This window comes from Chryseobacterium phosphatilyticum (assembly GCF_002899825.2).
Lineage (GTDB): Bacteria > Bacteroidota > Bacteroidia > Flavobacteriales > Weeksellaceae > Chryseobacterium > Chryseobacterium phosphatilyticum.
The window spans coordinates 526,207-553,114 of record NZ_PPED02000002.1 but is presented as its reverse complement, the minus strand read 5'-3'; the positions used below and the strand labels follow the sequence as shown (position 1 = coordinate 553,114).

Here is a 26,908-nt window from a genome sequence, read left to right as displayed (position 1 = left end):
CCATTTTTCATGCAAGCAATTTTAGAATCTTATCAGATTATACAAATATTAAAATACCGCTATCCTTTTTTGTTAATAGATAAAGTAACAGATTATATACCGGGAACAGAGCTTAAGGCCATAAAGGCCGTTTCTATGGGAGAACCTCATTTTGCAGGTCATTTCCCTGATTTTCCCATTATGCCCGGAGTTCTTATTACAGAAGCACTGAGTCAGGCTGCTTCTCTTATGCTCGCTCTGGATGATCTGGCTTGGGAAGTAGGTTCTTCAATCCCTACTATAGAAAGTTCAGTCCTTGGGGTTTTGGGAAATACACAAATCAATTTTATAAAGTCAGTATTACCCGGAAATCTATTAGAACTGGATGTAAAAGTAGATTGGCGAAAAGGTTCAGCTTGCTCTATTCATGTAAAGGCATCTGTTGATGGATCAGTCTGCGCAAAAGGAAAAGTAACCGTTATGACCATTGACAAAAACAAACTTTTTTCATAGCATGAGTGATAATGCCATCCTATTTTGCATTCCTTATGCCGGAGGTTCATCAATGTCTATTTCGAATGTTACCCGTCTTATCAATACAGATGGTTTGGATATTCAATGTCTGGAGCTTCCGGGAAGAGGAATGAGAAGTAAAGAACCTCTCGTATCTACCATCGATGAGGCAATGGATGATCTTTATGAAAATGTGAAAAGCAGATTGCAGAATCCACATCAACCTATTATTTTCTGGGGACATAGCCTTGGAGCTCTTTTAGCACTCTTGCTTTCACACAAGTTTCACCAGGACGGATATAATATTGCCGGATTAATTGTTTCGGGAATGAAAGCTCCTTCATTCGTAGAACCCTTTTCGAAAAATGCTGTAAAAAAGCATAGAGATTCATTATTTTCCGAAATGATGCCCATGAAAAAACAAAGCAATAAAGAATCTCCTTTATTCCGGAGAGCCCATAAAAAAGGAATGGAAATCATGGAAAAAGATATCGCAATTTTAGAAAAAAGTGATATGAAAAACTGGACTGAAATCATTATAGAAAAACCTTTAACGGTCATCATGGGAGAACAGGATGAATTATTCCCGACCACAGAATACTATAAAGACTGGAAACTTCATACTGCTGATAAAACGTATTATTACTCAATACCAGGAGGACATCTCGTGGTTATGCAACATCCCGGGGAAGTTGCAGCATTATTATCACAGGTTATCACCAACATCATATTAAACTAAACAAATGAACGAAGCTACCATTTCTTCCGCCCATACTCATATTGCCTTAGAGAACTTTTTCCATATTGAACATTTCTACGATTTCTTAAGGAAAAAGAAATTAAATAGTATCTGGTTTGAAGTCTCAGAAGCAGTGAGTACAGATCATCAAAAACTTATTTTCATAGGAGTAGATCCTATCGCTTCACTAAAGGTAGAAAATGATAATGAGTTATCTTATCTCATAGGAGAACAGGAAAAAAAAATTAAAACCATACACAACAATCAAGTCTGGCAATATGTTGAAGAATGGTACAATACCATTGTTCCTGTAAAAAATTTCCATCCTTATAATGGATTATTGGGATTCAGCAGTTATGATTCTATTCAGCTGGTGGAAAATATCAGATTACAAAAATATCATCAAGAACAAAGAGACAGCAATGTTCCTTTATTTAAATTTTCTCTGTACAGATATATCTATGTGTTCAATGAAGCTCTTTCTACGGTCACGTTGATCAATAATTTTTCTGAACAGGAGGATGAAATCAATATGATGAAAAGCTGGCTGGAAGATGTGCATAACCAAAATATCAATGATTTTTCTATAGCTGATCATGAAGAGAAAGATTGTAATGACGAAGAGTTTCTGGAAAAAGTAAAGCAGGCACAACATCACTGCCAGATTGGAGATGTTTTTCAACTCGTTGTTTCGCGGAAATTTTCCAGAAAATTTTCAGGAGATCCCTGGACATTTTTTATTGAATTAAAAAAGAACAATGCTCAATATTACTTTTTCCTTGATGAAGATCTTTATATCATCACAGGTGCCTCTCCCGAAACACACTTTAGCAGCTCGAAAGGAGTAGGTATTGTAAAACCTATCGCAGGAACCTATAAAAAAACGATGAATGCAGAAGAAGACACCCTACTGGAGAAAAAGTTATTAGAAGATCCTAAAGAAAATGCTGAGCATAATATGCTTATTGATCTGGCTAGAAATGACCTCAGCAAATATGCAAAAAATGTCCACATCAGTAAGTTGAAAATTATTGAACATTACAACAATGTCATCCATCTTGTAAGCCAGGTACAAGGTGATATGGACACCAGCCATAATGCCATCCGTCTCATCAAAGAATTTTTACCTGCCGGAACATTATGTGGTGCCCCCAAATACAGAGCCATTGAACTTATTGATGAAATAGAAAATTCATACCGCTCCTATTACGGAGGATTATTAGGATGGATCAGTTTTAATAGCGATATCAACACCTGCATCCTGATCCGAAGCGCTTTATTTGAAAATAATACGATGATTTATCGAGCAGGAGCAGGAGTAGTCATCTCTTCCGACCCTCAGAAAGAGTTGGAAGAAGTTAATAATAAGATTACCCTCATTGTAAATACGTTGAAAAAGTTTAACCGCCAATCTGAATACTATGAAGAACATTCTAATTGTTGATAATTATGATTCATTTACATACAATCTGAAACAATTGGTTTCTGAGTGTGTCAATTACCCTATTGATGTATGGAGAAATGATGCTTTTGAGTTGGAAGATATTGTAGATTACGACTATATTATCCTCTCTCCCGGTCCGGGAGTTCCACAAGATGCAGGACAGTGTCTTCCATTGATTGATTATTATAAACATACAAAAAAGATCCTGGGAATATGCCTGGGACATCAGGCGATCGGTGTGGCATTTGGAGCTCAGCTGATGAATACTTCAAAAGTTTACCACGGCGTTTCTACTTCTATAACGATTCATACTCATGAAAAAATATATACAGAATTGCCCGAAACCATAGAGGTCGCAAGATATCACAGCTGGATAGTAGAGAAAAAAGGGTTGCCTGAAGATTTAATTGTTACTTCTACAGATGATTCAGATATTATTATGTCGTTGAGACACAATCAGTATGATATTACAGGATTGCAATATCACCCTGAAAGTTTCCTGACTTCAGAAGGGAAGAAAATCATGAAAAACTGGCTTGAACAATAACTTAACTTACATGATAAAGAATAATGAAATGTCGATAAGTATTGTCGGCAAAGGAATAGGCGGACTTACTTTAGCTTATGCTTTAGAGCAATCAGGTTACCATAATATTACAATCTATGAACAATCTACGACCATAGAGCAGTCTACAAAAGGTTCAGGAATCATGCTAGCCTGTAATGCAATGCAGATCATGAAAAAATTAGGTCTCCATGAAGAGCTGAAGCAAGAAGGTAATATTCTGAAAAGGATGAATATCACTAATGAAAACTTAAAAGTCCTGTCTTGTGTCAATATAGAACCTTTTTCTAAATTATATGGCGTAGATATGGTCGCTATTCATAGAGAAAAACTCTACAACATTATCACTTCTAAAATTAAAAGTCCAACCCTTCTGGGAAAAAAATTAGATCGCATCACTGCAGTTCATAATCAATTGAATATGCATTTTGAAGACTCAACCCTTGGTACATCTGACATGATTATAGGAGCTGATGGTGTCAATTCCAAAGTAAGGGATAGTTATTTTCCTGAAATAACCATGCGTGATTCGGGGCAATTATGCTGGAGAGGGATCGCACATATGGAAATGTCCGAATTTGAAGAAGAACTCAATGAACTCTGGGGGAAAGGCAAACGTTTTGGTTTTGTAAAAATCAATAATCATCAGGTATATTGGTATGCTCTTATCAATAATCATGGTCAATATACTTCTGTTTCGTTAAATGAGCTTAATGATTTATATACAGATTTCCACCCCATTGTTTTGGAGATCATCAGTAATACCCATGAAGATGAGATCATCACCAGACAGATTAAGGATTTTAAAACCCCGGAATTATGGCATAAAAATAATGTTTGTCTCATAGGTGATGCTGCCCATGCCATGACTCCCAATCTGGGGCAGGGTGCATGCCAGGCCATAGAAGATGCGTATGTATTTTCCGAATGTCTAAAAAGATATGAAAGTGAAGAAGCTTTGGCTCAATTCAATAAAATCCGGGGAAGTAAAGCATCATGGGTTGTGGAAAGAAGCCGGAAAATCGGTAAAATGTCTCAACTTAATAATGCAACAGGAATTTGGCTGAGAAATACCATCATGAGTGCAATTCCTTCCCAATTAGCTTACGGAGATACCAAAAAAATGTTAGATATTTACTCCTATGAATCTATTTTGTAATTTTACTTTAACTTTAATTCTTGCTTCTATAGCAATTATCCACATCTATTGGGCTTTTGGAGGGAGTTGGGGGAAACAGCAAGCTGTTCCTACAACTCCGACAGGTGTTCCACTCTTTGCTCCCGGTTTTGTTGCTTCTTTCGGGGTTGGAGCAGTTCTTACTTGCTTCATAATATTGGTGAATCTTGGAAATTCTGATTATATCCCCCAGAAGATCTACACGTCCTTACTGGCCCTGGTAGCCCTTATCTTTTTAATAAGAAGCATCGGTGATTTCAAATATGTTGGATTTTTCAAAAAAGTCAATGAAACGAATTTTGCCAGATTAGATAAAAGGTATTATTCCCCTTTATGCCTGACTATTTTTATACTTTTTATTCTTAAGATAGTCAGCTTATAATACACTTCAAATCTGAATCAGTGATATTCATAAAAAAGCGGTTGCCTCGAAATGAGCCAACCGCTTTTTTTACTATAATTTTATGAATTAAACCAGATCAAATCTGTCCAGATTCATCACCTTTGTCCAGGCTGCCACAAAGTCATTCACAAATTTACCTTGTGCATCCGCACTTCCATACACCTCAGCTATAGCTCTCAATTCAGAGTTTGATCCAAATACAAGATCTGCACGGCTTGCCGTCCATTTTGGTTGACCTGTTTTACGGTCTGTACCTATGTAAACTTCTTTATCATCTGACATGGCTTTCCACTGTGTTCCCATATCCAGAAGATTGACAAAGAAATCATTGGTTAGAACTCCCGGACGATTGGTAAAAATTCCATTCTTTGATCCGTCAAAATTAGTGTCTAAAGCACGCATACCCCCAACCAAAACGGTCAGTTCAGGAGCAGTAAGCGTTAATAGCTGAGCTTTATCAATCAGCAAAGATTCTGTAGACACAGTGAATTTTCTTTTCAGATAATTACGGAATCCATCAGCAACCGGTTCAAGATAGCCCATAGATTCTATATCGGTTTGTTCCTGAGAAGCGTCCATTCTTCCCGGAGCAAATGATACTTTCACTTCATGTCCTGCATTTTTTGCTGCTGCTTCCACTGCTGCACTTCCTGCTAAGACAATAAGATCTGCCAGAGATATTTTCTTGCCTCCGTTTTGAGAATCATTAAATTCTTTTTGAATTCCTTCCAATACACCTAATACTTTTTGCAATTGTGCAGGGCTATTCACTTCCCAGCTTCTTTGAGGCTCCAGCCTGATCCTTGCTCCGTTTGCACCACCACGTTTGTCGCTCCCTCTGAAAGTAGAGGCAGAAGCCCAAGCAGCAGATACGAGTTCAGAAATACTTAATCCTGATTGTAAAATTTTTGATGTAAGATTTTCAATGTCATTAGCATCAACAAGTTCGTGATTTACTTCAGGAATAGGATCCTGCCAGATCAGTTCTTCCTGTGGTACTTCAGACCCCAGATAACGGGCACGTGGTCCCATATCCCTGTGGGTTAATTTAAACCAGGCTCTTGCAAACGCATCTGCAAATGCATCAGGGTTTTCATAGAAATGTCTTGAAATTTTTTCGTACACAGGATCCAGTCTCAACGAAAGGTCTGTTGTCAACATGGTTGGCCTGTGTTTTTTAGAAGAATCAAATGCATCAGGAATAATTTCAGCTCCGTCTTTTGCAACCCATTGATGGGCTCCGGCAGGGCTTTTCGTTAATTCCCATTCATTTTCAAATAAATTTTTGAAGAAATAATTGCTCCACTCGGTAGGTGTTTCCGTCCAGGTTACTTCCAGACCACTGGAAATAGCATCTCTTCCGCTTCCCGATTTATAGCTGCTTGCCCAACCTAATCCTTGTTGTTCAATTCCTGCTCCTTCAGGTTCTTTGCCTACATGATCTGCAGGACCTGCACCGTGAGTCTTTCCAAAAGTATGTCCTCCGGCAATCAAAGCTACGGTTTCCTCATCATTCATAGCCATACGCCCAAAGGTATCGCGGATATCTTTAGCGGCAGCGATGGGGTCAGGATTTCCGTCTGGTCCTTCAGGATTTACATAGATCAGTCCCATTTGCACTGCTGCCAATGGTTTTTCGAGATTTCTGGAATGAATATCACCATCTGCATCATCATCTGTAGGAAGCACCGCAGAGTGTCCTTCTACTACTCCTTCTGAACCGTGAGCATAACGTATATCACCGCCTAGCCATGTTTTTTCTGATCCCCAATATACATCTGCATCCGGTTCCCAGACATCCTCACGTCCTCCTGCAAACCCGAATGTTTTGAATCCCATTGATTCAAGGGCTATATTACCTGTAAGAATTAAAAGGTCAGCCCATGATATATTTCGGCCATACTTTTGTTTGATCGGCCATAATAATCTTCTTGCTTTATCCAAACTTACGTTATCGGGCCAGCTGTTCAACGGGGCAAAACGTTGTTGTCCTGCTCCGGCTCCTCCTCTACCATCTCCTACACGATAAGTTCCGGCACTATGCCATGCCATACGGATAAAAAGAGGTCCGTAATGTCCGAAATCTGCCGGCCACCAATCCTGTGAATCAGTCATTAAAGCGTGCAGATCTTTTTTTACCGCTTCAATATCAAGACTTTTAAATGCCTCAGCATAATCAAAATCTTTGTCCATAGGATTAGACAGGGATGAATGCTGACGAAGAAGATCTACTCTAAGCTGATCAGGCCACCAATCCTGGTTTTGGGTTCCGCCACCTGCTACATTCTTTTTCATGGTTCCGTTGTGAAACGGGCATTTACTGATGTCATTCAAATCGTTTTCCATTGTCGTTTATTTATTTTTTATATTGATTAATAATTTTATTTGTTATAAGAATGTGACAAACTTACAACGTTCACTCAATAAATACAATCTATTAATAGTTATTTCAATGATAGTTAAAAACTATAAATAAATATTTTCGCCGACATTTGAGTAAAGACACAATTGTGGTATTAAGTTACTCATTTTTTAAATCCGTTCAGCTACCTCTGCTCTATTTAGAATAACTCAATGTAAGGAGAAAGAGTTGAAAGAACGAAGCGATTATAGACAGAAAAAACTACAGAATACTTGTTGAAACTCATCAATATACACTTGGAAAAAGTATTTCTACTTCATCCTGAAGCATCACCAACTTCCCTTCTCCCAACTTCTCACCTCATCATGATCCTTCAAAAAAAATACCTATCTTTATATTTCCCTAAACATGACCATCTATGAAAAAAATATTAGTTGTCATTCTTGTGGCATTCATTATCATTCAGTTTTTTCCTATTGATAAGACCAATCCGGCTCCTACTCCCGGCATGGATTTTCTGAAAATAAAAAAGACACCGGATCCCATCGCCAAAACCATCCGTACCTCCTGTTATGACTGTCACTCCAACGAAACAAAATACCCCTGGTATACCAGCATTTCACCCTTTTCATGGTGGGTTAAAAATCATATTAATGAAGGCAGGAAACATTTGAATTTTTCTACCTTTGCAGTATATGAACCTCAGAGGCAACTTCATAAAATCGAAGAATGTATTGAAATGATCGAAAAGAAAGAGATGCCTCTTGAATCTTATTATATTGGACATCAGAATGCAAAACTGACCGATGATCAACGTACAGATCTTGTCAGATATTTTAAAAAGATAAAAGAAGACACCGAAAGAGGAATCATGTTTAACAAATAGAAATTGTGGAAAACTGGCAAAATAAACATATTGTATTTTTTGATGGCGACTGCGGAGTCTGCAACTTCTGGGTACAATGGATTCTGGAGAGAGATAAAAAAGATCAATTCATGTTTGCTTCTCTGCAATCTGAATTTGGCCAGCAATTTCTTTCTGAAAGAGGATTGGATACAAAAGAATTCAACACCATGTACCTTTGGAAACCGGGACGATACTACCTGATTAAATCCAGAGCAGTACTTAAAATTGCAGACCTGTTGGGCGGAATTTATAAACTCTCTGTTATCGGAAAAATAATGCCCAGATTTGTTAGTGACACCATTTACGATACCATTTCAAGGAACAGGATGAAACTCGCCAATCAGAAATGTTATTTACCTGATCAGCACCAGAAAAAAAAATTTATTCAGATTTAGTATAATCTCCCACAGGTTTCACAGATACTTTCGTTATAAATAGCTTTCGTTATCAGCAAAATCTGCGGGATAAATACTCATAAACAGGTTCCTGGCTCAGAGTTACTACTCATTACTTATAAATTAAGCGACCATACCGAATAACTGTTCGGCGGACATTGAATTTTCACCCATTTATCTCCCTGCGTTGTAGGGTACCAGTTTGAATTTCCGGTAAAATCCTTGATTTGCTGACCACTCCAGTTGGTTTCAACCCATCTTTCCTGCCAGCTGGAAGATGTGTTAATGTAGACGACCAATCCCGGGTTACCATTATAACCGTTACGTCTCGCAATATATTCATCATTATCAGTATACAAAATCGAAGTCGTTCCGGTAGCTTTATTGTTGTGAATCCAGATCAGGTTATTCATTCTCTCTTTATTCAGCCATTCTTCATAATCTCTGTAAAAAATTGTAGGATAGCCTTCATGGGTTAAAATATAGGCATAGGCCGGCATTTTATTATTGATAATATCCGTATCATGATTGGCTACAAAAGTGACTGCTTTATATGGATTTCTTTTCCACATCATATCGTCATTCAACACATTCAGATTTCCATTATCAAAAGCTTCATCCATTTTATAATAGGCAGCAAAATCAAATACGGAGCTGTTTGCATTATTTGCCCACCATTCTAAGGTATTCACATTGGAATCCCATAATTCACCCACAGAAAATCCACCCACTTTAGAGTTCCAGGTATTAACCACCCAGGGCCCAAAACCTTTTACGTAATCAAACCTCCATCCGTCAAATTTCATGACATTTTTATAGTATTTTCCCACAGAATCATCTCTACCCCACAACCAATCCTGTACGTGAGGATTCGCATGACACAAATCCGGAAATCCACCAAAAGAACCTTCGTCATTGTTTCCGTAAGCATTTTTATAAAAATCGTTATAGTTCCTCTGAAATTTTCCTGAAGCTACTCCGGAAAAATCAGTCCAGGTATTGGTTCCTGTAAAAGGATTAGCCTCAGATTGACCACCACTATTATGATTGATAACAATATCAGCATAGACCTGCATATTTTCGGCATGAGCTTTTGTTATTAAAGCTTCCAATTCCGCTCTCGACCCAAAGCGTGTCTCTACTGTTCCATTTTGATTAAAATTTCCAAAATCATAATAATCCGTAGGATCATACCCCATTGATAACGGGCCGTTCTGAGCTTTTGAAGCCGGAGGAAGCCATACTGCACCAATTCCGGCGTTAGACCATGCCGTTAATTTATCTTTAACGGTATTCCACCAGTTCCCTCCTTCCGGGACGTCCCAATAGAATCCCTGCATTAAAACTCCCCCACCAGGGCCTGCGATAAATTTCCCTTGTGCTGATCCGGAACCTTTTCCTGTACTAAATGGTCTCCCGTCATGATGGGTTACATGGACCGTTTTATTATGGACTTCCAACTGTTGTGGAGACTTATTACCAATTTCATCATTATTCTGGCAGGAAGTGATAAGCCCTAAAGCCAGTATAGAAGGCAGAAAGTATTTTTTTTTCATTACTGTATTTAATTACCAATATATCAACCAATATACAATTTAATTAAAAACAAATTCATTTTAAGGTGAAATATTTAAATTTCCAACAGGAAATCAAGTTAAAATCTCAATCTATATTTTCATTAAAAAATCATAAATTTTTAAGATTCTCGAAACAATTTTTCTTTTAATGCATATATTTGCATTCTATGGAATACAATACCCAAAAAACTCAGCTTCATATGCCGGAATACGGCAGAATTATACAACAGTTGGTTGAGCGCTGTAAAGAACTTCCTACCAAAGAGGAAAGGAACGAAATGGCTATGGCAATCATCGATTTTATGGGTCAGAGAAACCCACAACTTCGTGACGAAGAAAATTATAAACATAAACTTTGGGATCATCTTTTTATTCTGTCAGGTTATGATTTGGACGTAGAATCTCCTTATCCGTTTCCAACTATGGAACAATTGGCAGAAAAACCTAAAAGGATGGAATACCCAAAACTTCAAGGTGATTTTAAATTTTACGGAAAAAGTATTCTTCAATTAATAGAAAAAGCAATTGAACTGGAAATGGGCGATGAAAAAGAGGCGCTTATTGAAGTCATTGCCAATAATATGAAGAAGTCATATAATGTATATAATAAAGAACATGTAACGGATGATGTTATTTTTCGTCATTTAAAAGAATTGTCTGAAAACAGACTGGATCTTACAGGAATTGATTCTCTTGAAAAAAGCAAGATCTACTATACCAACAATAACAACCGAAACAATAACAATAATAACAACCGGAACAACAATAATAACAACAACAAAAATCAAACGAACAAGAAAAGGCACAACAATAATCATAAAAACAGAAAATAATGAGTGGAACATTTCAAATAAGAGGAGGAAAAAGACTGCAGGGTGAAATAACTCCACAAGGAGCTAAGAATGAAGCTCTACAAATTTTGTGTGCGGTTTTATTAACTGACGAAGAAGTAAGAATTAAAAATATTCCTGACATTCACGATGTCAACAGGTTGATTGAAATTCTGGGTGATTTCGGAGTAAAAGTGACTAAAAACGGACAAGGTGATTATACGTTTAAAGCTGATCAGGTTAATTTTGATTATATAAAATCCAACGAATTCAAAAAAGACGGGGCTAAATTACGTGGATCCATTATGTTGATGGGCCCTATGTTGGCACGTTACGGAGAAGCCTATATGCCAACTCCGGGAGGGGATAAAATCGGAAGAAGAAGACTGGACACTCACTTTCAGGGATTGGTGGAACTTGGCGCTGAATTCAATTATGATGAAGAGGAATATTTCTACTCATTAAAAGCAAAAGAGCTCAGAGGGAAATTCATCTTGCTGGAAGAAGCTTCTGTAACCGGAACAGCTAATATTGTAATGGCAGCTGCATTGGCAAAAGGAAAAACAAGAATTTACAACGCAGCATGTGAACCCTATCTTCAGCAATTATGTAAAATGCTGAACAGAATGGGAGCCAACATCTCAGGAATCGGTTCTAACCTTCTTACCATTGAAGGGGTAGAATACCTGAGAGGGACTGAGCATACCATGCTTCCGGATATGGTAGAAATCGGATCATGGATTGGTCTTGCTGCCATGACAAAATCTGAAATCACCATTAAAAATGTAAACTGGAACCAATTGGGAGTTATTCCCAATACATTCAGAAAATTGGGAATTGAGCTTGAACAAAGCGGTGATGACATCTATATTCCGGCTCAGGAACATTATAAAATTCAGAAATTTATTGATGGATCTATCCTTACCATTTCTGATGCGCCATGGCCGGGATTCACTCCGGATTTATTGTCCATTATTCTGGTAGTAGCGACTCAGGCTAAAGGAAGTATTTTGGTTCACCAGAAAATGTTTGAATCCAGATTATTCTTCGTTGATAAATTAATTGATATGGGGGCTCAGATTATTTTATGTGACCCACACAGAGCAACGGTAATCGGATTGAACCAGGAAGCTCCGTTAAGAGGAACAACAATGGTTTCCCCGGATATCAGAGCAGGAAATGCCCTTCTGATTGCAGCTCTTTCTGCTGAAGGAAAGTCTATTATCCACAACATCGAACAAATCGACAGAGGATATGAAAATATTGATGCAAGATTAAGAGCAATCGGTGCTGATATTGAAAGAATCTAGAAATTTATTTTTATTACTATAGAGCGTTCAGAGGAATCTGGGCGCTTTTTTTATCCCCCACCGACACTCCTTTAATGGAGATTATGATCAGAATTGAGGAGGCACTAAGGATCTGATTTCTGCTGAATCCCTTCGAGAGAATAAAAATATTATTTAATACAAATAAAAGTGCCCGATACAATACCGGACACTTTCGTAATTAAAACTATATGAATCTCTCTTAAGAATATTTCCGGCAGGTATACTCCACCGATGTGCTTAAAAGTTTATTTTTATTCAGATAGACATCAAGTTGCTGCTCATCTTCTGAATTGACATTAATGTATAATTGAACTGTCCCAAAGCTATATCCGTTCACATATTCCACATTAGCTGACAACACTCTGTGGCAAATCCCGAACTGATTATAGATGGTATTCATTAAATGTTCAAATTTCATTTTGCCATTCAACTCTATTTCCAGGATCAGTTCTTTTTTGGGCAGGTTTAATTTATTTTGCAAAACCTGCAGGCTAGGATTAGGTGTAATCATTGCTAAATATTTTGGGTTAAACATATTCAGTCCATTTTGCTATTGCGTTAAATCTGTGACAAAAATATAAAAAAATATTAGTCCACCAAATTAGTAGACTAATATTTTTTAAATTTTAACAAAAAAAGAAGCCGATGAGCTTCTTTATTATTTTATAGTTCTGTAATTCTTTCCAGTTTTTCTGAGCCTGCCAATCCATTGGGATTGCATCCAGGTTCCCCTTCAGGAACTTTTATATTTTTCTTTTTATAAAATTCTTCCCAGAATACATTCGTCTTTCCCGTTTTAGGATCAATGAAAGTCATAGGCTCCAGAGAAAAGATCTGATCACTCCTGAAAGACCTCTCTACAAAATCCGAACAATAATATGAGTTCTCATTCAGGATATAATTAAAGTTATAAGGTTTACCAAGCATTGAATTTGCTTTTTGAATAGCTGCCGGAATTGCTTTTTGATATTCAGGTTTCAGGCGATACACAATTACTCTTTGTTTATCTGCTTTCTGATCTTCAATAAATGCAGTAAGACTCTGCTTTTGAGAACCTCCTTTAGGAGCAGCATGCAATACAAACATTCTACTTCCCTCTTTTTCCAGTATCCCGATATGATCGAAAGAAGCTATCTTTTGCTTTTGTGTTACATTATTTATGGCTCCTGAAAGACCGGTTTCATTTGCAGTTACAAAAAGTAAATCCCCATTTTTAAGCTGCGAGGTTTGATAAGAGCTACAGTTGATTAATGCTAAAATCCAAAAGAATAAAAATCCTTTAACTACTGATTTTTTTATTTTTTTATCAAAAGATATTTTCAATTCTGACATCTGATTATTATTTCATTATCAAAATTACAAAATAGAATTCATTACATTTGTGTGAAGTATTGATCGGACTTCGCACCAACTTAAAAATTCCCTATATTCTTATGCCACATATTTTATTAGTTGAAGACGATGACAGGCTTTCCAAACTGATTGCTAAAGGTCTTCAGGAAGCTTCCTTTGAAGTAAGTATGGCTTATGACGGAGCAACAGGGCTAAAGCTGGCTCTACAGACCAATTTTGACCTTATTATAACTGATATTGTTCTGCCTAAAAAGAGTGGCCTTGAATTTTGTAATGAAATAAAAGTTTTGAAACCTAATCTTCCGGTAGTAATGTTGACCGCACTTGGAACAACAGATGATAAACTGGAAGGATTTGATGCCGGAGCTGATGATTATATGACAAAGCCTTTTGAAATGCGAGAACTGGTTGCAAGAATTAAAGTTCTTCTAAAGCGTTTTTCTCAACAGAAACAACAACAGGTTTTTGTCCTTAAATATGAAGGTATTGAAATGAATCTGGAGCAAAAAACAGTCAGCCGTAATCATACTCCTATCAAATTAACCCCAAAAGAGTTTAACCTGCTGAAATTCATGATGGAAAATTCCGAAAGGGTTCTTTCCCGCACTGAAATTGCAGAAAAAGTATGGGAAACACACTTCGATACGGGAACCAACTTTATTGATGTCTATATCAACTATCTCCGAAAGAAAATTGATAAAGATTTTGACATCAAGCTGATCCATACCAAAGCTGGAATGGGATTTATTCTCAAAAAAGACTACGAAACAGGCACTATATAGATGAACTAAAAATATAAAGATGAAAATAAGAACCAGACTTACACTGCTTTTTACTTTAATCACTGCATTGCTATTGGGTATCTATAGCATTTCAATTTATTATTCATCAAAGGAAGCCAGAGAAAAATCTTTTTACAGCGAACTACAAAACGAGGCGATTGCCAAAGCAGACCTGTTTTTTCAAAGCTCACTTCCCGAGCAGGAAATGCATCAATTGTATAAGAACAACAACAGGACTCTCAATGAAGTTCAGGTGGCTATTTATAGTATCAATAAGGAGCTTATTTATCATGATGATGCTAAAGTAGACTATGTAAAAGAAACTCCGGAAATGCTTTCGGAGATCTTCAGTCAAAAGAAAATCAATTTTTTTCTGGATAATTTACAGGTTATCGGGATGGTGTATCATTATAATGGAAAGTCATACGCAGTAACGGCCGCCGCTTACGACAAATATGGCTACGATTTCCTCACTCATCTTTTGACCATCAGTATTATTGCTTTTATCAGCATCTTAATCCTGATTTATCTTGCCGGGATTTTTCTTTCAAAAAAAGCATTGTACCCTCTCAGTGAAATGGTCAGCCAGATTAAAACGATTACTGCCGGAAAATTGCAGCTAAGACTCAAAACAACCGGAGAAAAAAAGGATGAGCTTAACGAATTGGCTCAAAACTTCAATGGAATGCTGGAACGCCTTGAAAATTCTTTTGACGCTCAAAAATATTTCGTTTCTAATATCTCCCATGAACTCAGAACTCCTCTATCTGCCATAATTACCGAACTGGAGCTGGCTTCTGAAAAAAAACAGACCCGGGAAGAGTATCAGCAAACCATTCGATATGCACTGGATGATGCCCGCAATATGGCTAAACTTTCCAATAGTTTAATGGATCTTGCCAAGGCAAGCTATGACCCGAATGAAATCAGTTTCTCAGAAGTACGTCTTGATGAAATTCTCCTCGAATCCTATTCGAAAACCATCAGGGAAAATCAGGAATACAAAGTTACATTGAATATTGAGGATACGGTAGAAGAACATCAATTGGTTATTCAGGGTAATGAATATCTTTTACAGGTTGCTTTTAATAATCTCATTGATAATGCCTGCAAATATTCACCGGAACATTTGTGTTCCATAAATGTAAAAGTAAAAACCGAAACCCTTCACATCAGTTTTATCAACACAGGAATCATTATTTCTCAGGAAGATTTAGAACATATTTTCGAGCCTTTCTATAGAAGTGAGAATTCAAAAAAAGAAAAAGGATATGGAATCGGGCTTTTCCTTACTGAAAAAATCATTCATCTTCACAATGCTATTATTAAAGTAACATCAGATGATAAGGCCACTGTTTTTACGGTGAAATTTACTCTCTAATTTTTTTTAAAGCCACAAAGCCTAAACACTTAAGTTGGTGAAAATGTAAAGTTTTTCATTCATAAGTTTGAAGTTGTTTCTTCATGGCTTCCTCTCTTATTGAAAACAGTCGTTCCTATACTGGCTGCTATTACACAAATAATGGAGATCCACTGTAAAAAGCTCAATTCTTCTGCCAGAAACACCAATCCCGAAAGGGCGGCAAATGCAGGTTCCAAACTCATCAGAATACTAAAAGTTTTTGCAGGCAACCTTTTGAGCGCCATAATTTCCAGTGAAAATGGTAATGCACTTGATAAAATTGCCACTCCCAAACCTTTCGCAAAAATCTCAGGTGTAAGATTGAATACAGCTCCGTCCCATGTAGCAAATGGGATAATGACAAGGCTTGCGAATAACATTCCGGTAGTAACAGCATCTTTTCCATCCATAATTTTGGCAACTTTACCACCCATAACAATATATAAAGCCCAAAACATTCCCGCAAGAAAAGCCAATCCAAGTCCCATTAGATCTACATGATCACTCTGCCATGGGACAATGAGTAATATCCCGATACAAGCCAGTAATGCCCATACAACATCCAACAATTTGCGTGAAAGTGCCAGTGCAAGAAATAAAGGCCCCGCAAATTCTACAGTAACCGCCAATCCCAATGGAATTCTTTGAATGGCCATATAAAAAATAAGATTCATCGCTGCCAGACCAACCCCATACATCGCACAGTATTTCCATTTTTGTGCTGTAAACTGTAAAAATTTTGGCCTGTTAATCAAGGTTAGCAAAATAGCTGATAATACAATCCTCAAAGTGACAGTGCCAATAGGTCCTATCAGAGGAAAGAGCTGCTTGGCAATGGAGGCACCTCCCTGCACACAGATAATCGCTAAAAGCGTTGCGGGAATCGCTATGTTTGAATTCTTCATTTCTAAAATCTCATCTTGTTATAAACCTCCTTGGAAAAGAATTTCCGGACTTAAGCGAACTTTATTATATACATTATCATTCGAGTTTATGATCTATAATAGTTTGCCCACAAATGTATTGAAATTTTGTTTTTTACAATGGATACAGATGCTGGTTTATTTTTCAAAATTCCTGGATATTATATAAAGTAAACCACTCGCCCCTAATGGCTTCTACCCTAGAAAAGCAGTTATTATTAAACATTAATATTTTATTAAAAAATACAGCTCAGTAATTTCTCTAATAATTTTCTAATAACATTCTAAGACCTTTCTAACAGCCTTTTTCCAAGGCTCACAATACCTTTGCAGCAAATAAAAATCACTATGGATACCGATTCATCCCATTATTACATCAACTAAGTATTCAACCCTATACCCTTCTTCTGTATAGCTGCTGAATGCTATAAAAAACAGAAAGGTTATGACCACATTAGAATTTACACTTCGTCTCTTTATCGCATTTTCCCTTGGCGCCAGTATTGGTTTTGAAAGACAATGGCGTCAGAAAAGTGCCGGACTCCGTACCAACACTCTGGTGTGCCTTGGTTCCGCCGCATTTGTTCTTCTATCCATAAGGATCGGGGGAGATGCCACAGGCAGAATAGCATCTTATATTGTAAGCGGTATTGGTTTTTTGGGTGGCGGGGTCATTATGAAAGACGGGTTAACCGTTCGGGGATTGAATACAGCCGCTACCATTTGGTGTTCAGCTTCTGTTGGTGCTCTCAGTGCTATGGGGCTTCCTTTTGAAGCAGCTATCACCAGCGGATTTATTATTCTTACTCATGTTATTCTCCGCCCTTTAGGGTTAAAATTAAGTAACAATATCAACAGCAGAAGTCATTACACTGAATATCTGATTACGATCAAATGTAAAAGTGAGGTAGAAAACCATATTCGGGTGCAGCTTATGCAATCTTTAAGCGGAAATGATAAAGTATTACTAAAATCCCTTACCAGCGATGATAACGGACTTCCTGAAAATGCCATCATTACGGCAGAAGTACACGCCTCCACTCCACAGGATAGTTTTATGGAAAAAACAGCCAGCAGATTAACGATCGAAGATAAAGTTATCAAGGTAAGCTGGGAAATTATAGGTACTGAAAATGATTTGTAACATTTGAAATAACAACTGAAACGATGTTAAAAAAATCCTCAAACAAAAATCTCAATTCAGCAGCGCTTGTAAAGTTGAAAGAAGCGGCATCTGAGAACGAGAAAATGGTTTATGCCATGCTGGAAACTTCAGAAGAAGGACTTAGCGAAAACACAGTAAAGGACCGTCTGAAAATGTATGGTAAAAATGAGATCGCAACACAAAAAGCTCCCTCCTGGATAAAACAATTTGCCCACTCATTTTTTAATCCCTTTAATTATATTCTGGCATGTATTGCTGTAATTTCATTATGTATTGATGTAATTCTTGCCCCTGCAGAAGAAAAGGATCTTAGCACAACCGTTATTATTTCGGTGATGCTTCTGTTGAGTACTGTTTTAAGATTTATCCAGGAATTCCGTAGCAACAAGGCTGCAGAAGCTTTAAAGAAAATGGTTAAAACAAGTTGCCTCACCAAAAGAAAGTTTAAAGAAGGTGAAGAAATTGAAATTTCCGAGATTGTCCCGGGAGATATTGTCATTCTTTCAGCAGGAGACATGGTTCCAGCTGATTGCAGAATTCTGAAAAGCAAAGATCTCTTTATCAGTGAATCCATTCTGACCGGAGAGGCGCTTCCCGTAGAAAAAAATGCCTTCCCTATCCGGGATGCCAAAGAGCAAAATCCGCTAAACCTGCAAAATATTTGTTTCATGGGAACCAATGTGGTAAGCGGATCAGCAACAGTAGTTGTTGCCAACACCGGAATTTTCACCTATTTCGGGAGCATCAGTAGAAGTCTGGTGTCCAAAAGACCGGAAACAGCCTTTGATATTGGCGTGAATAAAGTAAGCTTTCTTCTCATCCGGTTTATGTTGGTGATGACCCCGGTTATTTTCCTTATCAACGGATTGGTAAAAGGTGACTGGATGCAGGCCTTATTATTCGCTATTGCCGTAGCTGTAGGGCTTACCCCTGAAATGCTTCCCATGATTGTCACAGCTAATCTGGCTAAAGGAGCTGTCAACATGAGTAAAAAGAAAGTGATCGTTAAACGGTTGAATGCAATTCAGAATATCGGAGCAATGGATATCCTTTGCACCGACAAAACAGGAACCCTTACTCTGGATAAAATTGTACTGGAAACCCACCTCAATGTTCGTGGTATTGACGATGATGAAGTATTGAAATGGGCTTACCTCAACAGCTTTCATCAAACCGGGCTTAAAAATCTACTGGATCAGGCGGTTTTGGATCATGCAGAGGTTCACAACATGATGAAGGCTGATGAGCTCTATTTGAAAGTAGACGAAATTCCTTTCGATTTTGAAAGAAGGAGAATGTCCGTTATTTTAAATACTTCCAGGGGTAAGCATCTGATGATTTGTAAAGGTGCCGTAGAAGAAATGCTTTCTCTATGTACCTATGCTCTGGATCCGGGAGATGATCACAGTCTCCATATTGAAAATGACAATATTGTTCCCTTGGATAATTTGATGAAACAGCAAATTATCAGAATGTCCGAAAAACTTAATGCCGAAGGATTACGGGTATTGCTGGTGGCCATTCGTGAATTCGATGGAAACCACCCCCTGAACTATTCTGTAGCAGACGAAAATAATATGACATTAACAGGTTTTATAGGTTTTCTTGATCCTGCAAAACCATCTGCAGAGCCAAGCATCAAAGCTTTATACAAGTTAGGTATTGAAGTAAAAGTAGTAACAGGAGATAATGATATTGTGGCTAAAAAAATATGTCATGATGTTGGAATTCCGGTCAATACGATTATGCTGGGGGATGAATTGGATACCGTAAGTGACGAAGAATTGAGCAAAGATATGGATCTCTATTCTGTTTTCGCCAAGGTAAATCCGTTACAAAAACAACGTATCGTAAAAATACTGAGATCAAAAGGTCATACGGTAGGATTTATGGGCGATGGCATTAATGATGCAGCAGCAATCAAAGAAGCTGATGTGGGAATTTCTGTAGATACAGGAGCAGATATTGCCAAAGAAAGTGCGGATATTATTTTGTTGGAAAAAGATTTGATGGTACTCAGAAGTGGAGTCATCTATGGCAGAAGAACCTTTGGAAATATTGTAAAATATATAAAAATGACTGCCAGCAGCAATTTTGGGAATATGTTCAGTATGATCGGGGCAAGTGCTCTGCTACCGTTTCTGCCGATGCTTCCGTTACAGATTTTAACCCAAAATTTACTGTACGATGTTTCCCAATCCTCTATTCCATGGGATACCATGGATAAAGACTTTCTGGAGAAACCAAAAAAATGGGAAGCTGAAAGCATTAAAAAATTCATGTTGTGTATTGGTCCTTTAAGTTCCATTTTTGATTATATGACATTTGCAGTTATGTTCTTTATTTTCAAAGCCAATACACCTGAAAATCAGAGCTTATTCCAAACGGGTTGGTTTGTGGAAGGACTACTCTCCCAGACCTTGATTGTTCATATTATCAGAACTAAAAAAATTCCGTTTATTCAAAGCTGGGCTACCGCTCCTGTAGTTGCTTTAACCAGTTTGATTATGTTAATCGGAATTATGATTCCTTTTACACCTATAGCTGCATACCTGAAGATGCAACCTCTTCCGTTAAGCTATTTCCCTTATCTGATCGGAATTCTTACCGGATATTGTATCCTCACTCAGTTTGTCAAACAGTGGTTTATCAAAAAATTCGGCTACTGGCTTTAATACTCAAAAACGTCTCTCTTTCTAATCGTTTTCTAATAGCTTTCTAAAGGCTTTCTAACAGACTATTACAATCGATGAAAATACCTTTGCAGCAAAAAAAAGCAGGCAGAAAAAACTTTCTAAAGACACACCTAAAGATTGAAAATAAAAACTAAAATTTAATTCGTTGTTATACCCATTTTATATGAAAAGAATAATAGTAACAATTATACTTTTGGCAGTGATTACCTCTTGTAAAAATTCCAAAAGTGAACCCGCTAAAGATCAGGAGCTCCTCGTAAAAGGTGATAATGTCATCATTCCGGAAAACAATCCTGTTTTCAAAAAAATCAAAACCGAAGTGATTTCCGAGCAGGAGCATAGCGATGGGGTAATTTCGGCAGGAACTATTCAGGCTATCCCAAATCATTATGCAGAAATTGCAAGCCCATTTTCAGGAAGAATTACAAAATCATTCATTCAGTTAGGACAAAATGTATCAGCAGGCAGTCCCCTTTTCGAGATTCTTTCTTCCGATTATTTTTCAGTTCAGAAAGATTATACGGATGCATTGAACGATGTACAGCTTGCGGAGAAAAATTATAAACGTCAGCAAGATCTGGTAAAACATGGAGTAGGAATTCAGAAGGAACTTGATGAAGCAGAAACAGATTTTAAAAATAAAAAAACTTCACTTTCCAATGCTACTTCTGCTTTAAAAGTATACAATAGTAAAGGAGGAGGTATCGGAAGTCCTCTTATTGTAAGAGCCCCGATCAATGGAGAAATTATTTCCAACAAAATTGTTAACGGTCAATACCTGAAAGGTGATGCTGATCCGGTTATTATTATCGCTGAGCTATCCAAAGTATGGATTTCCGGTGATGTAAAAGAAAAAGACATCCGTTTTGTCAATACCGGAGATCATGTTTCTGTAAAGGTAAGTGCTTATCCGGATAGAAATATCACCGGAAAAGTCTATCATATCAACGAAATTGTAGACGAGAGCACCAGAAGCATAAAAGTACTCATTGAATGTGATAATCCGGACAGAAAATTAAAACCGGGAATGTATGCCACCGTTAATTTTTCAACTACTCCAACAAGAACAATCATGATTCCTGTTACAGCTTTGATGCAGCAGGACAGCTCTCAATATGTATGGGTAAAAACAGGTAAAAATCAATTTGCCAAACGCTCGGTTACTACAGGAGAAACAGATCAGAAAACAGTAAGAATTACCTCGGGATTGAAACCGGGAGAAACCATTATGACAGAAGGCGGAATTTATATGCTGGACGCAAAATAATGTACATGAAGTTCAATGTATAAATTATCTGCATGCTCAATGCATGTAAAAACTTTGTACACAAATTAAGAATTATGAAGCAATTACTTACAATCTCTATACAGAAGAGATGGCTCATGCTGGCCCTCTTCCTTTTACTGGGGTTCTTCGGATATTATTCCTGGACCAAATTATCTGTAGAAGCCTACCCCGACATTGCTGATGTAACCTCACAAGTAGTGACACAGGTTCCGGGACTGGCAGCCGAAGAAGTAGAACAACAAATCACCATTCCTCTGGAACGCGCTTTAAACGGACTTCCCGGAATGCACGTAATGCGAAGCAAAAGTACTTTCGGGCTTTCTATTATCACCATGGTTTTCGATGATGGTGTAGATGATTACTGGGCAAGACAACGTATACAGGAAAGATTATCCGATGTAGATCTTCCTTATGGTGCACAACCCGGACTTGATCCGCTAACCTCTCCTATCGGCGAAGTATATCGTTATATTATCGAAAGTAATAACCATAGCTTACGTGAGCTGACAGATTTACAAAAATTCGTCATTATTCCTCGTATCAAACAGGTTTCAGGCATTGCCGATGTAACCAATTTCGGAGGGATTACCACTCAGTTTCAGGTTGAGCTGGATCCTCATAAACTTGAACAATACGGACTTTCACTTTCCGAAGTGACAGAAACTATTTCCAAAAACAATGTCAGTGCCGGAGGAAGTATGCTTCCCCGTGGAAATCTGGCATATGTAATTCGGGGAATAGGTTTGGTAAAGGATCTTGACGACCTTGGAAAAATAGTCGTAAAAACTGAAAATGGAGTTCCTGTCTTTCTGAATGATGTAGGAACATTAAAGTATGGAAACCTTGAAAGAAAAGGAATTCTGGGCTATACTGACAGAAAAAGAAATTATTCTGAAAGTGTAGAAGGTATTGTTCTTTTATTAAGAGGACAAAACCCGTCACAGGTTCTTGAAGGTGTTCACAAGGCCGTTGAGGAATTGAATAATGAAACTCTTCCACCCGGAGTCAAAATTCATCCTTTTCTGGACAGAACTGATCTTGTGGACACCACCCTTCACACCGTTTCTCATACCCTGACAGAAGGAATCGTATTGGTTATTATTGTCCTTATTGTATTCCTTGGAAGCTGGAGAGGGGCTCTGTTGGTCGCCATTACCATTCCACTGTCTTTATTATTTGCATTTATCCTGATGCAGTTTACCAATATCCCGGCCAATCTTCTTTCTCTTGGAGCTATCGATTTTGGGATTATCGTAGACGGAGCCATTGTAATGCTGGAAACTATTCTTAAGAAAAGAGAAGATAATCCGGAAGAAGCCCTGGAAGAAAAAACAATTACCAAAAGAGTAATTGAGGTGGCCAAACCCATTTTCTTTTCCACGATCATTATCATTACCGCCTATCTTCCATTGTTTGCTTTTGAAAGGGTAGAGAAAAAATTATTTACTCCAATGGCATTTACGGTTGGTTATGCTTTGCTGGGAGCTCTTGCCGTTGCCCTGCTTCTCATTCCGGGGCTTGCTTATGTTATCTACCGGAAACCGCAAAAAATATATCATAATAGGTGGCTGGAAAAAATAAGTGCTGCTTATGGAAAAAGAATAGAAAAAATAATGCAGGTTCCAAGAAAAGTCATACTTCCTTTAAGTATCGTCTTAGTATCTGCCGGAGTTTTATCTTACAGCGTAGGAAAAGATTTCCTGCCTGAACTGGATGAGGGTTCTATCTGGCTCCAGGTACAACTTCCTCCCGGAATTTCTTTGGCTAAAGCAAAAGAAATGAGTGACACCTTACGTACGAGAACTTTAAAACACTCAGAAATCACCTATATGATGGTTCAGGCCGGCCGTAATGATGACGGAACAGACCCATGGACCGCTTCCCACTTTGAAGTATCCGTAGGTATAAAGCCCTACGACCAATGGCCATCCGGAAAAACAAAAGCAGATCTCATTAAAGAACTTGCAGCAGATTATAAGGATATGCCGGGATTCACTGTCGGTTTTTCACAACCGATGATTGATGGCGTGATGGATAAAATCTCCGGAGCGCATAGTGAGCTTGTCGTAAAGGTATATGGAGATGATTTTAAGGAAACGAGAAGAATAGCAGAAAACGTCTTATCAACATTACATAAAATTCCCGGTTCTGCTGATCTTGCTATCGATCAGGAGCCTCCGCTACCTCAGCTGCAGATCATTGCCAACAGAGATAAAATTGCACAATATGGATTAAATGTTGCGGATGTCGCCGATCTTATTGAAGTGGCACTGGGTGGAAAAGCAATCTCACAAATTTTTATTGGAAACAAAGTGTATGATATTTCCTGTCGTTACACCGAAGACAGCCGCGATACTCCTGACAAAATCGGAAATCTGATGCTTACCTCCGCTACAGGAGCCAAAATTCCTTTATCACAGGTGGCAGAAGTGAAATTAAGTACCGGTGAAAGTACCATTACCCGTGAAATGAACAAGCGACATCTTACGGTAAAACTTAATCTGCGGGGTACAGATCTTTCTTCTTTTCTGAAAAAAGCTCAGGATAAGATTGAAACGGACATCAAATATGACCATGAAAAATACCAGATCAAATGGGGAGGTCAGTTCGAAAACCAAAACAGAGCATATTCCAGGTTAGCATTTATTGTTCCGTTGGCATTGGCAATTATGTTTTTGTTATTGTATGGTGCATTCGGAGACTTTAAGCAGGCTTTGGTACTGATGTCAATTGTTCCGTTGGCATTATTCGGAGGAATGCTGGCTCTCAATATTCGTGGAATGTCTCTGAACGTTTCTTCAGCAGTAGGATTCATCGCATTGTTTGGAGTTGCCATTCAGAATGGAGTCATTATGATTTCTCATATCAATGATCTGCGTAAGAAAGGTCATGACCTGAAACATTCAGTAATCAAAGGAGCACATGATCGTTTCAGACCGGTTCTGATGACTGCAACCGTTGCCGTGATCGGCCTATTTCCGGCATCACTGGCCACAGGAATTGGTTCGGATGTACAGCGACCTCTCGCAACAGTAATCGTTTATGGACTTATGTTCTCTACTATTTTAACCCTATTCGTGCTACCTGCTATTTATTATATGGCTGAACGTCGCAGCGAAAAACAAAATTCAGAATCAGATGAAACACTTACATATGAAGACTAGCTTTCATTTTATTATCGTATCTGTCATCGTATTGAGCCTGACAGGAATGGTAAAGGCGCAGGAAAAAGAACTTTTACGTTTTGGTGAATACCTGAGTCTTGTCGGAAAGAAAAATCTTGGCTATGCATCACAGAAATATAACGTAAGTATGGCTGAAGCAGCCATTCAAACTGCAACTATGTTTCCCGATCCTCAGCTGGAAGTGGAAACCACCAACAATGGTGTTAATAAAAATATGGGATACGTGTATGGCACTTCCATAGGATGGACCCTGGAACTGGGAGGAAAAAGGAAAGCAAGAATAAATCTGGCCAAAAACCAATCAGAGTTGAGTAAAATACAATTACAGGATTTTTTCAGAAACCTTCGGGCAGATGCGAGCTTAGGATATATTGAGGCACTAAAAACTAAATCTTTACTGGGAGTACAACAGGATTCTTATCAAAATATGCTTCAACTGGCAAAATCTGATAGTATCAGATATCAATTAGGTACCATATCATTGGTTACCTCAAAACAAAGTAAATTAGAAGCAGCCTCCCTTCTCAATTCCATTTATCAGGCTGAAAGTGAAGAGCAACAGTCTCTGACCAACTTATCCGTATTTCTGAGTGATAACAAAATAACCGGCAGAGATGTTGATGGAGATTTTAACGCTTTCAACAGGGATTTCAATGCTGATGATCTGATTCTTCAGGCATTGAATGAAAGAGCAGATGTATTGGCAGCCAGACAAAACACACAGGTAGCTAAAAGCCAGATCAACCTTGAAAAGGCTAATCGTATGATCGACTTAGGATTAACTGCCGGTGCAGAAAGACATACCGAAGCTACTAACGAAATAGCTCCATCTCCAACAGTAAATGCTGTAAAGGTAGGCCTTAGCATTCCCCTGAAATTTTCCAACAGAAGAAATGCAGGATTAAAAATAGCTGAAATGGCACATTCTCAGGCACAGATCGAGTATCAACAGATTGAACAGGGAATAAGAGCTGAAGTGATGCAAGCCTATCAACAGTATACAGCTACTCAAAAGCAGGTAAAGCAATTCCACAACGGAATGCTCACAGAAGCTAAAAGTATATTGGATGGTATTATATACAGCTATAAAAGAGGAGAAAGCTCTATTCTCGAAGTTTTAAATGCACAGCGTACCTATAATGATGTAAGAAAAGATTATTATCAGGCCCTTGCAGATAATGCAGCAGCCCTAATCGAATTGGAACGTAAAGCAGGAATCTGGGATATTGAATTCTAATAATAAAACTAAAGAAAGCTGGTAGCTGAAAACAATTTTTGAGTCATTAACTTCCATAACCTTTTAACAGAAGCAGGCTCAATTAAAAAAACACTTTCATTTTCAAGCGAGTTTCTTCCAACTTATAAGTTACAACCTTACCCTCATTCAAAAAAGCCCTGAAATCTATTTGATTCCAGGGCTTTTGTTATTTCTTATACTGAGATTCATAAATACCGATCCACTCTTCAACCGTCATTTTCTTACTTAATTCAGAAATGAGCTCAAAAGGAATATCTTCCACTTTTTTAAAGCGAACACAGGATTTACCCATATCAAGTTTTTTCTTTGAATGTTTTGGATATTCTGCCACAAACCAATCCAGAATTTCAGGGGTAGAATATAATCCCATATGATATAAGGCTATAAAATTCTTTTGGGAAGCCAGATTGATAAATGGTAACGGTGTCCCGGGAGTACAATGATAACCGGCAGGATATGTTTTCAAAGGTACAGCCCATCCGATCATTCCATAACTTGGATTTTCCTCAAACCCCTTCGGCAAATTCTGACTGATGGTCTCAAAAAGTTTTCTGAAACCTTCCTGTCTCTCTTCAGGAATTTTTGAGATATAATCTTCTATGGAAACTGCTTGAATCTGCATATTTTATTTTTT

The 26,908-nt window shown here is 37.8% G+C and carries 23 protein-coding genes; 17 read left to right on the top strand and 6 right to left on the bottom strand.

The features are described from left to right. Nucleotides 1–9 precede the first annotated feature (9 nt). Genes fabZ through C1631_RS09545 form a run of 6 tightly spaced genes read left to right on the top strand, consistent with a single transcriptional unit; the run spans nt 10 to nt 4,799 of the window. Complete coding sequence (gene fabZ / locus C1631_RS09570; protein ID WP_109711871.1) at nt 10–492, top strand: 3-hydroxyacyl-ACP dehydratase FabZ; 483 nt, start codon at nt 10–12, stop codon at nt 490–492. A 1-nt stretch (nt 493) separates the two neighbouring features. Further along, a complete protein-coding gene (locus tag C1631_RS09565) occupies nt 494–1,231 on the top strand; it encodes a thioesterase II family protein (protein WP_103248142.1) in 738 nt (245 codons plus the stop codon). A gap of 4 nt (nt 1,232–1,235) precedes the next feature. Further along, nucleotides 1,236–2,675, top strand: a complete 1,440-nt coding sequence (locus tag C1631_RS09560; RefSeq protein ID WP_103248141.1) for an anthranilate synthase component I family protein — start codon at nt 1,236–1,238, stop codon at nt 2,673–2,675. Further along, on the top strand, nt 2,653–3,222 hold the full coding sequence (locus C1631_RS09555; RefSeq protein ID WP_103248140.1) for an anthranilate synthase component II: 570 nt from the start codon (nt 2,653–2,655) through the stop codon (nt 3,220–3,222). The genes C1631_RS09560 and C1631_RS09555 overlap by 23 nt, the downstream gene beginning before the upstream one ends. 10 nt (nt 3,223–3,232) lie before the next feature. Further along, nucleotides 3,233–4,399, top strand: a complete 1,167-nt coding sequence (locus C1631_RS09550) for an FAD-dependent monooxygenase (RefSeq protein ID WP_109711869.1) — start codon at nt 3,233–3,235, stop codon at nt 4,397–4,399. After that, nucleotides 4,383–4,799 carry a DUF3995 domain-containing protein gene (locus tag C1631_RS09545; RefSeq protein WP_109711867.1) on the top strand — a complete coding sequence of 139 codons (417 nt, stop codon included), beginning with the start codon at nt 4,383–4,385 and terminating at the stop codon, nt 4,797–4,799. The genes C1631_RS09550 and C1631_RS09545 overlap by 17 nt, the downstream gene beginning before the upstream one ends. An 87-nt stretch (nt 4,800–4,886) precedes the next feature. Here C1631_RS09545 and katG read toward each other — a convergent pair whose 3' ends face one another. Further along, nucleotides 4,887–7,166 carry a catalase/peroxidase HPI gene (gene katG / locus C1631_RS09540; RefSeq protein WP_109711865.1) on the bottom strand — a complete coding sequence of 760 codons (2,280 nt, stop codon included), beginning with the start codon at nt 7,164–7,166 and terminating at the stop codon, nt 4,887–4,889. 434 nt (nt 7,167–7,600) lie between these two features. Between katG and C1631_RS09530 the strand changes: the two genes are divergently transcribed. Beyond that, nucleotides 7,601–8,068 carry a heme-binding domain-containing protein gene (locus C1631_RS09530; RefSeq protein WP_109711863.1) on the top strand — a complete coding sequence of 156 codons (468 nt, stop codon included), beginning with the start codon at nt 7,601–7,603 and terminating at the stop codon, nt 8,066–8,068. A gap of 5 nt (nt 8,069–8,073) precedes the next feature. Continuing rightward, nucleotides 8,074–8,484, top strand: a complete 411-nt coding sequence (locus C1631_RS09525) for a thiol-disulfide oxidoreductase DCC family protein (RefSeq protein ID WP_109711861.1) — start codon at nt 8,074–8,076, stop codon at nt 8,482–8,484. Nucleotides 8,485–8,600: 116 nt separating this feature from the next. Here C1631_RS09525 and C1631_RS09520 read toward each other — a convergent pair whose 3' ends face one another. Next, entirely contained in the window at nt 8,601–10,040 is a 1,440-nt protein-coding gene (locus tag C1631_RS09520) for an alpha-amylase (protein ID WP_103250068.1), read from the bottom strand. Nucleotides 10,041–10,228: 188 nt separating this feature from the next. Here C1631_RS09520 and C1631_RS09515 point away from each other — a divergent pair, with 188 nt between their 5' ends. Then, complete coding sequence (locus C1631_RS09515) at nt 10,229–10,894, top strand: DUF4290 domain-containing protein (RefSeq protein WP_103248974.1); 666 nt, start codon at nt 10,229–10,231, stop codon at nt 10,892–10,894. After that, nucleotides 10,894–12,201 (top strand): UDP-N-acetylglucosamine 1-carboxyvinyltransferase, encoded by a 1,308-nt coding sequence (gene murA, locus C1631_RS09510; protein WP_103248975.1) that lies wholly within the window; start codon nt 10,894–10,896, stop codon nt 12,199–12,201. The genes C1631_RS09515 and murA overlap by 1 nt, the downstream gene beginning before the upstream one ends. 220 nt (nt 12,202–12,421) lie before the next feature. On the opposite strand, the gene C1631_RS09505 is transcribed toward murA, so the two are convergent. Both C1631_RS09505 and C1631_RS09500 read right to left on the bottom strand, forming a co-directional pair. Further along, on the bottom strand, nt 12,422–12,733 hold the full coding sequence (locus tag C1631_RS09505; RefSeq protein ID WP_109712350.1) for an NIL domain-containing protein: 312 nt from the start codon (nt 12,731–12,733) through the stop codon (nt 12,422–12,424). A 152-nt stretch (nt 12,734–12,885) separates the two neighbouring features. Continuing rightward, nucleotides 12,886–13,554, bottom strand: coding sequence for a YiiX/YebB-like N1pC/P60 family cysteine hydrolase (locus C1631_RS09500; RefSeq protein WP_109711859.1), 669 nt, complete (start codon nt 13,552–13,554; stop codon nt 12,886–12,888). Nucleotides 13,555–13,655: 101 nt separating this feature from the next. Between C1631_RS09500 and C1631_RS09495 the strand changes: the two genes are divergently transcribed. Both C1631_RS09495 and C1631_RS09490 read left to right on the top strand, forming a co-directional pair. Continuing rightward, entirely contained in the window at nt 13,656–14,357 is a 702-nt protein-coding gene (locus tag C1631_RS09495) for a response regulator transcription factor (RefSeq protein ID WP_103248977.1), read from the top strand. A gap of 19 nt (nt 14,358–14,376) precedes the next feature. Beyond that, a complete protein-coding gene (locus tag C1631_RS09490; protein WP_109711857.1) occupies nt 14,377–15,738 on the top strand; it encodes a sensor histidine kinase in 1,362 nt (453 codons plus the stop codon). A gap of 59 nt (nt 15,739–15,797) precedes the next feature. On the opposite strand, the gene C1631_RS09485 is transcribed toward C1631_RS09490, so the two are convergent. Next, nucleotides 15,798–16,664 carry an EamA family transporter gene (locus C1631_RS09485; RefSeq protein ID WP_109711855.1) on the bottom strand — a complete coding sequence of 289 codons (867 nt, stop codon included), beginning with the start codon at nt 16,662–16,664 and terminating at the stop codon, nt 15,798–15,800. 463 nt (nt 16,665–17,127) lie between these two features. On the opposite strand from C1631_RS09485, the gene C1631_RS09480 reads away from it, so the two are divergent. The 5 genes from C1631_RS09480 (at nt 17,128) to C1631_RS09460 (ending at nt 26,253) form a co-directional block, all read left to right on the top strand. Beyond that, a complete protein-coding gene (locus C1631_RS09480; RefSeq protein ID WP_103247889.1) occupies nt 17,128–17,826 on the top strand; it encodes an MgtC/SapB family protein in 699 nt (232 codons plus the stop codon). A 23-nt stretch (nt 17,827–17,849) separates the two neighbouring features. Then, nucleotides 17,850–20,522, top strand: coding sequence for a magnesium-translocating P-type ATPase (mgtA, locus tag C1631_RS09475; RefSeq protein WP_109711853.1), 2,673 nt, complete (start codon nt 17,850–17,852; stop codon nt 20,520–20,522). Between the two features lie 184 nt (nt 20,523–20,706). Next, nucleotides 20,707–21,810, top strand: coding sequence for an efflux RND transporter periplasmic adaptor subunit (locus C1631_RS09470; protein ID WP_103247887.1), 1,104 nt, complete (start codon nt 20,707–20,709; stop codon nt 21,808–21,810). A gap of 74 nt (nt 21,811–21,884) precedes the next feature. Then, a complete protein-coding gene (locus C1631_RS09465) occupies nt 21,885–24,995 on the top strand; it encodes an efflux RND transporter permease subunit (RefSeq protein ID WP_185144660.1) in 3,111 nt (1,036 codons plus the stop codon). Continuing rightward, the gene (locus C1631_RS09460; protein ID WP_103247890.1) at nt 24,985–26,253 is read left to right on the top strand and encodes a TolC family protein; all 1,269 of its coding nucleotides are present in this window, start codon (nt 24,985–24,987) and stop codon (nt 26,251–26,253) included. Before C1631_RS09465 ends, C1631_RS09460 begins: the two co-directional genes overlap by 11 nt. Nucleotides 26,254–26,440: 187 nt before the next feature. On the opposite strand, the gene C1631_RS09455 is transcribed toward C1631_RS09460, so the two are convergent. Beyond that, entirely contained in the window at nt 26,441–26,896 is a 456-nt protein-coding gene (locus C1631_RS09455) for a DUF1801 domain-containing protein (RefSeq protein WP_103247886.1), read from the bottom strand. Nucleotides 26,897–26,908 lie beyond the last annotated feature (12 nt).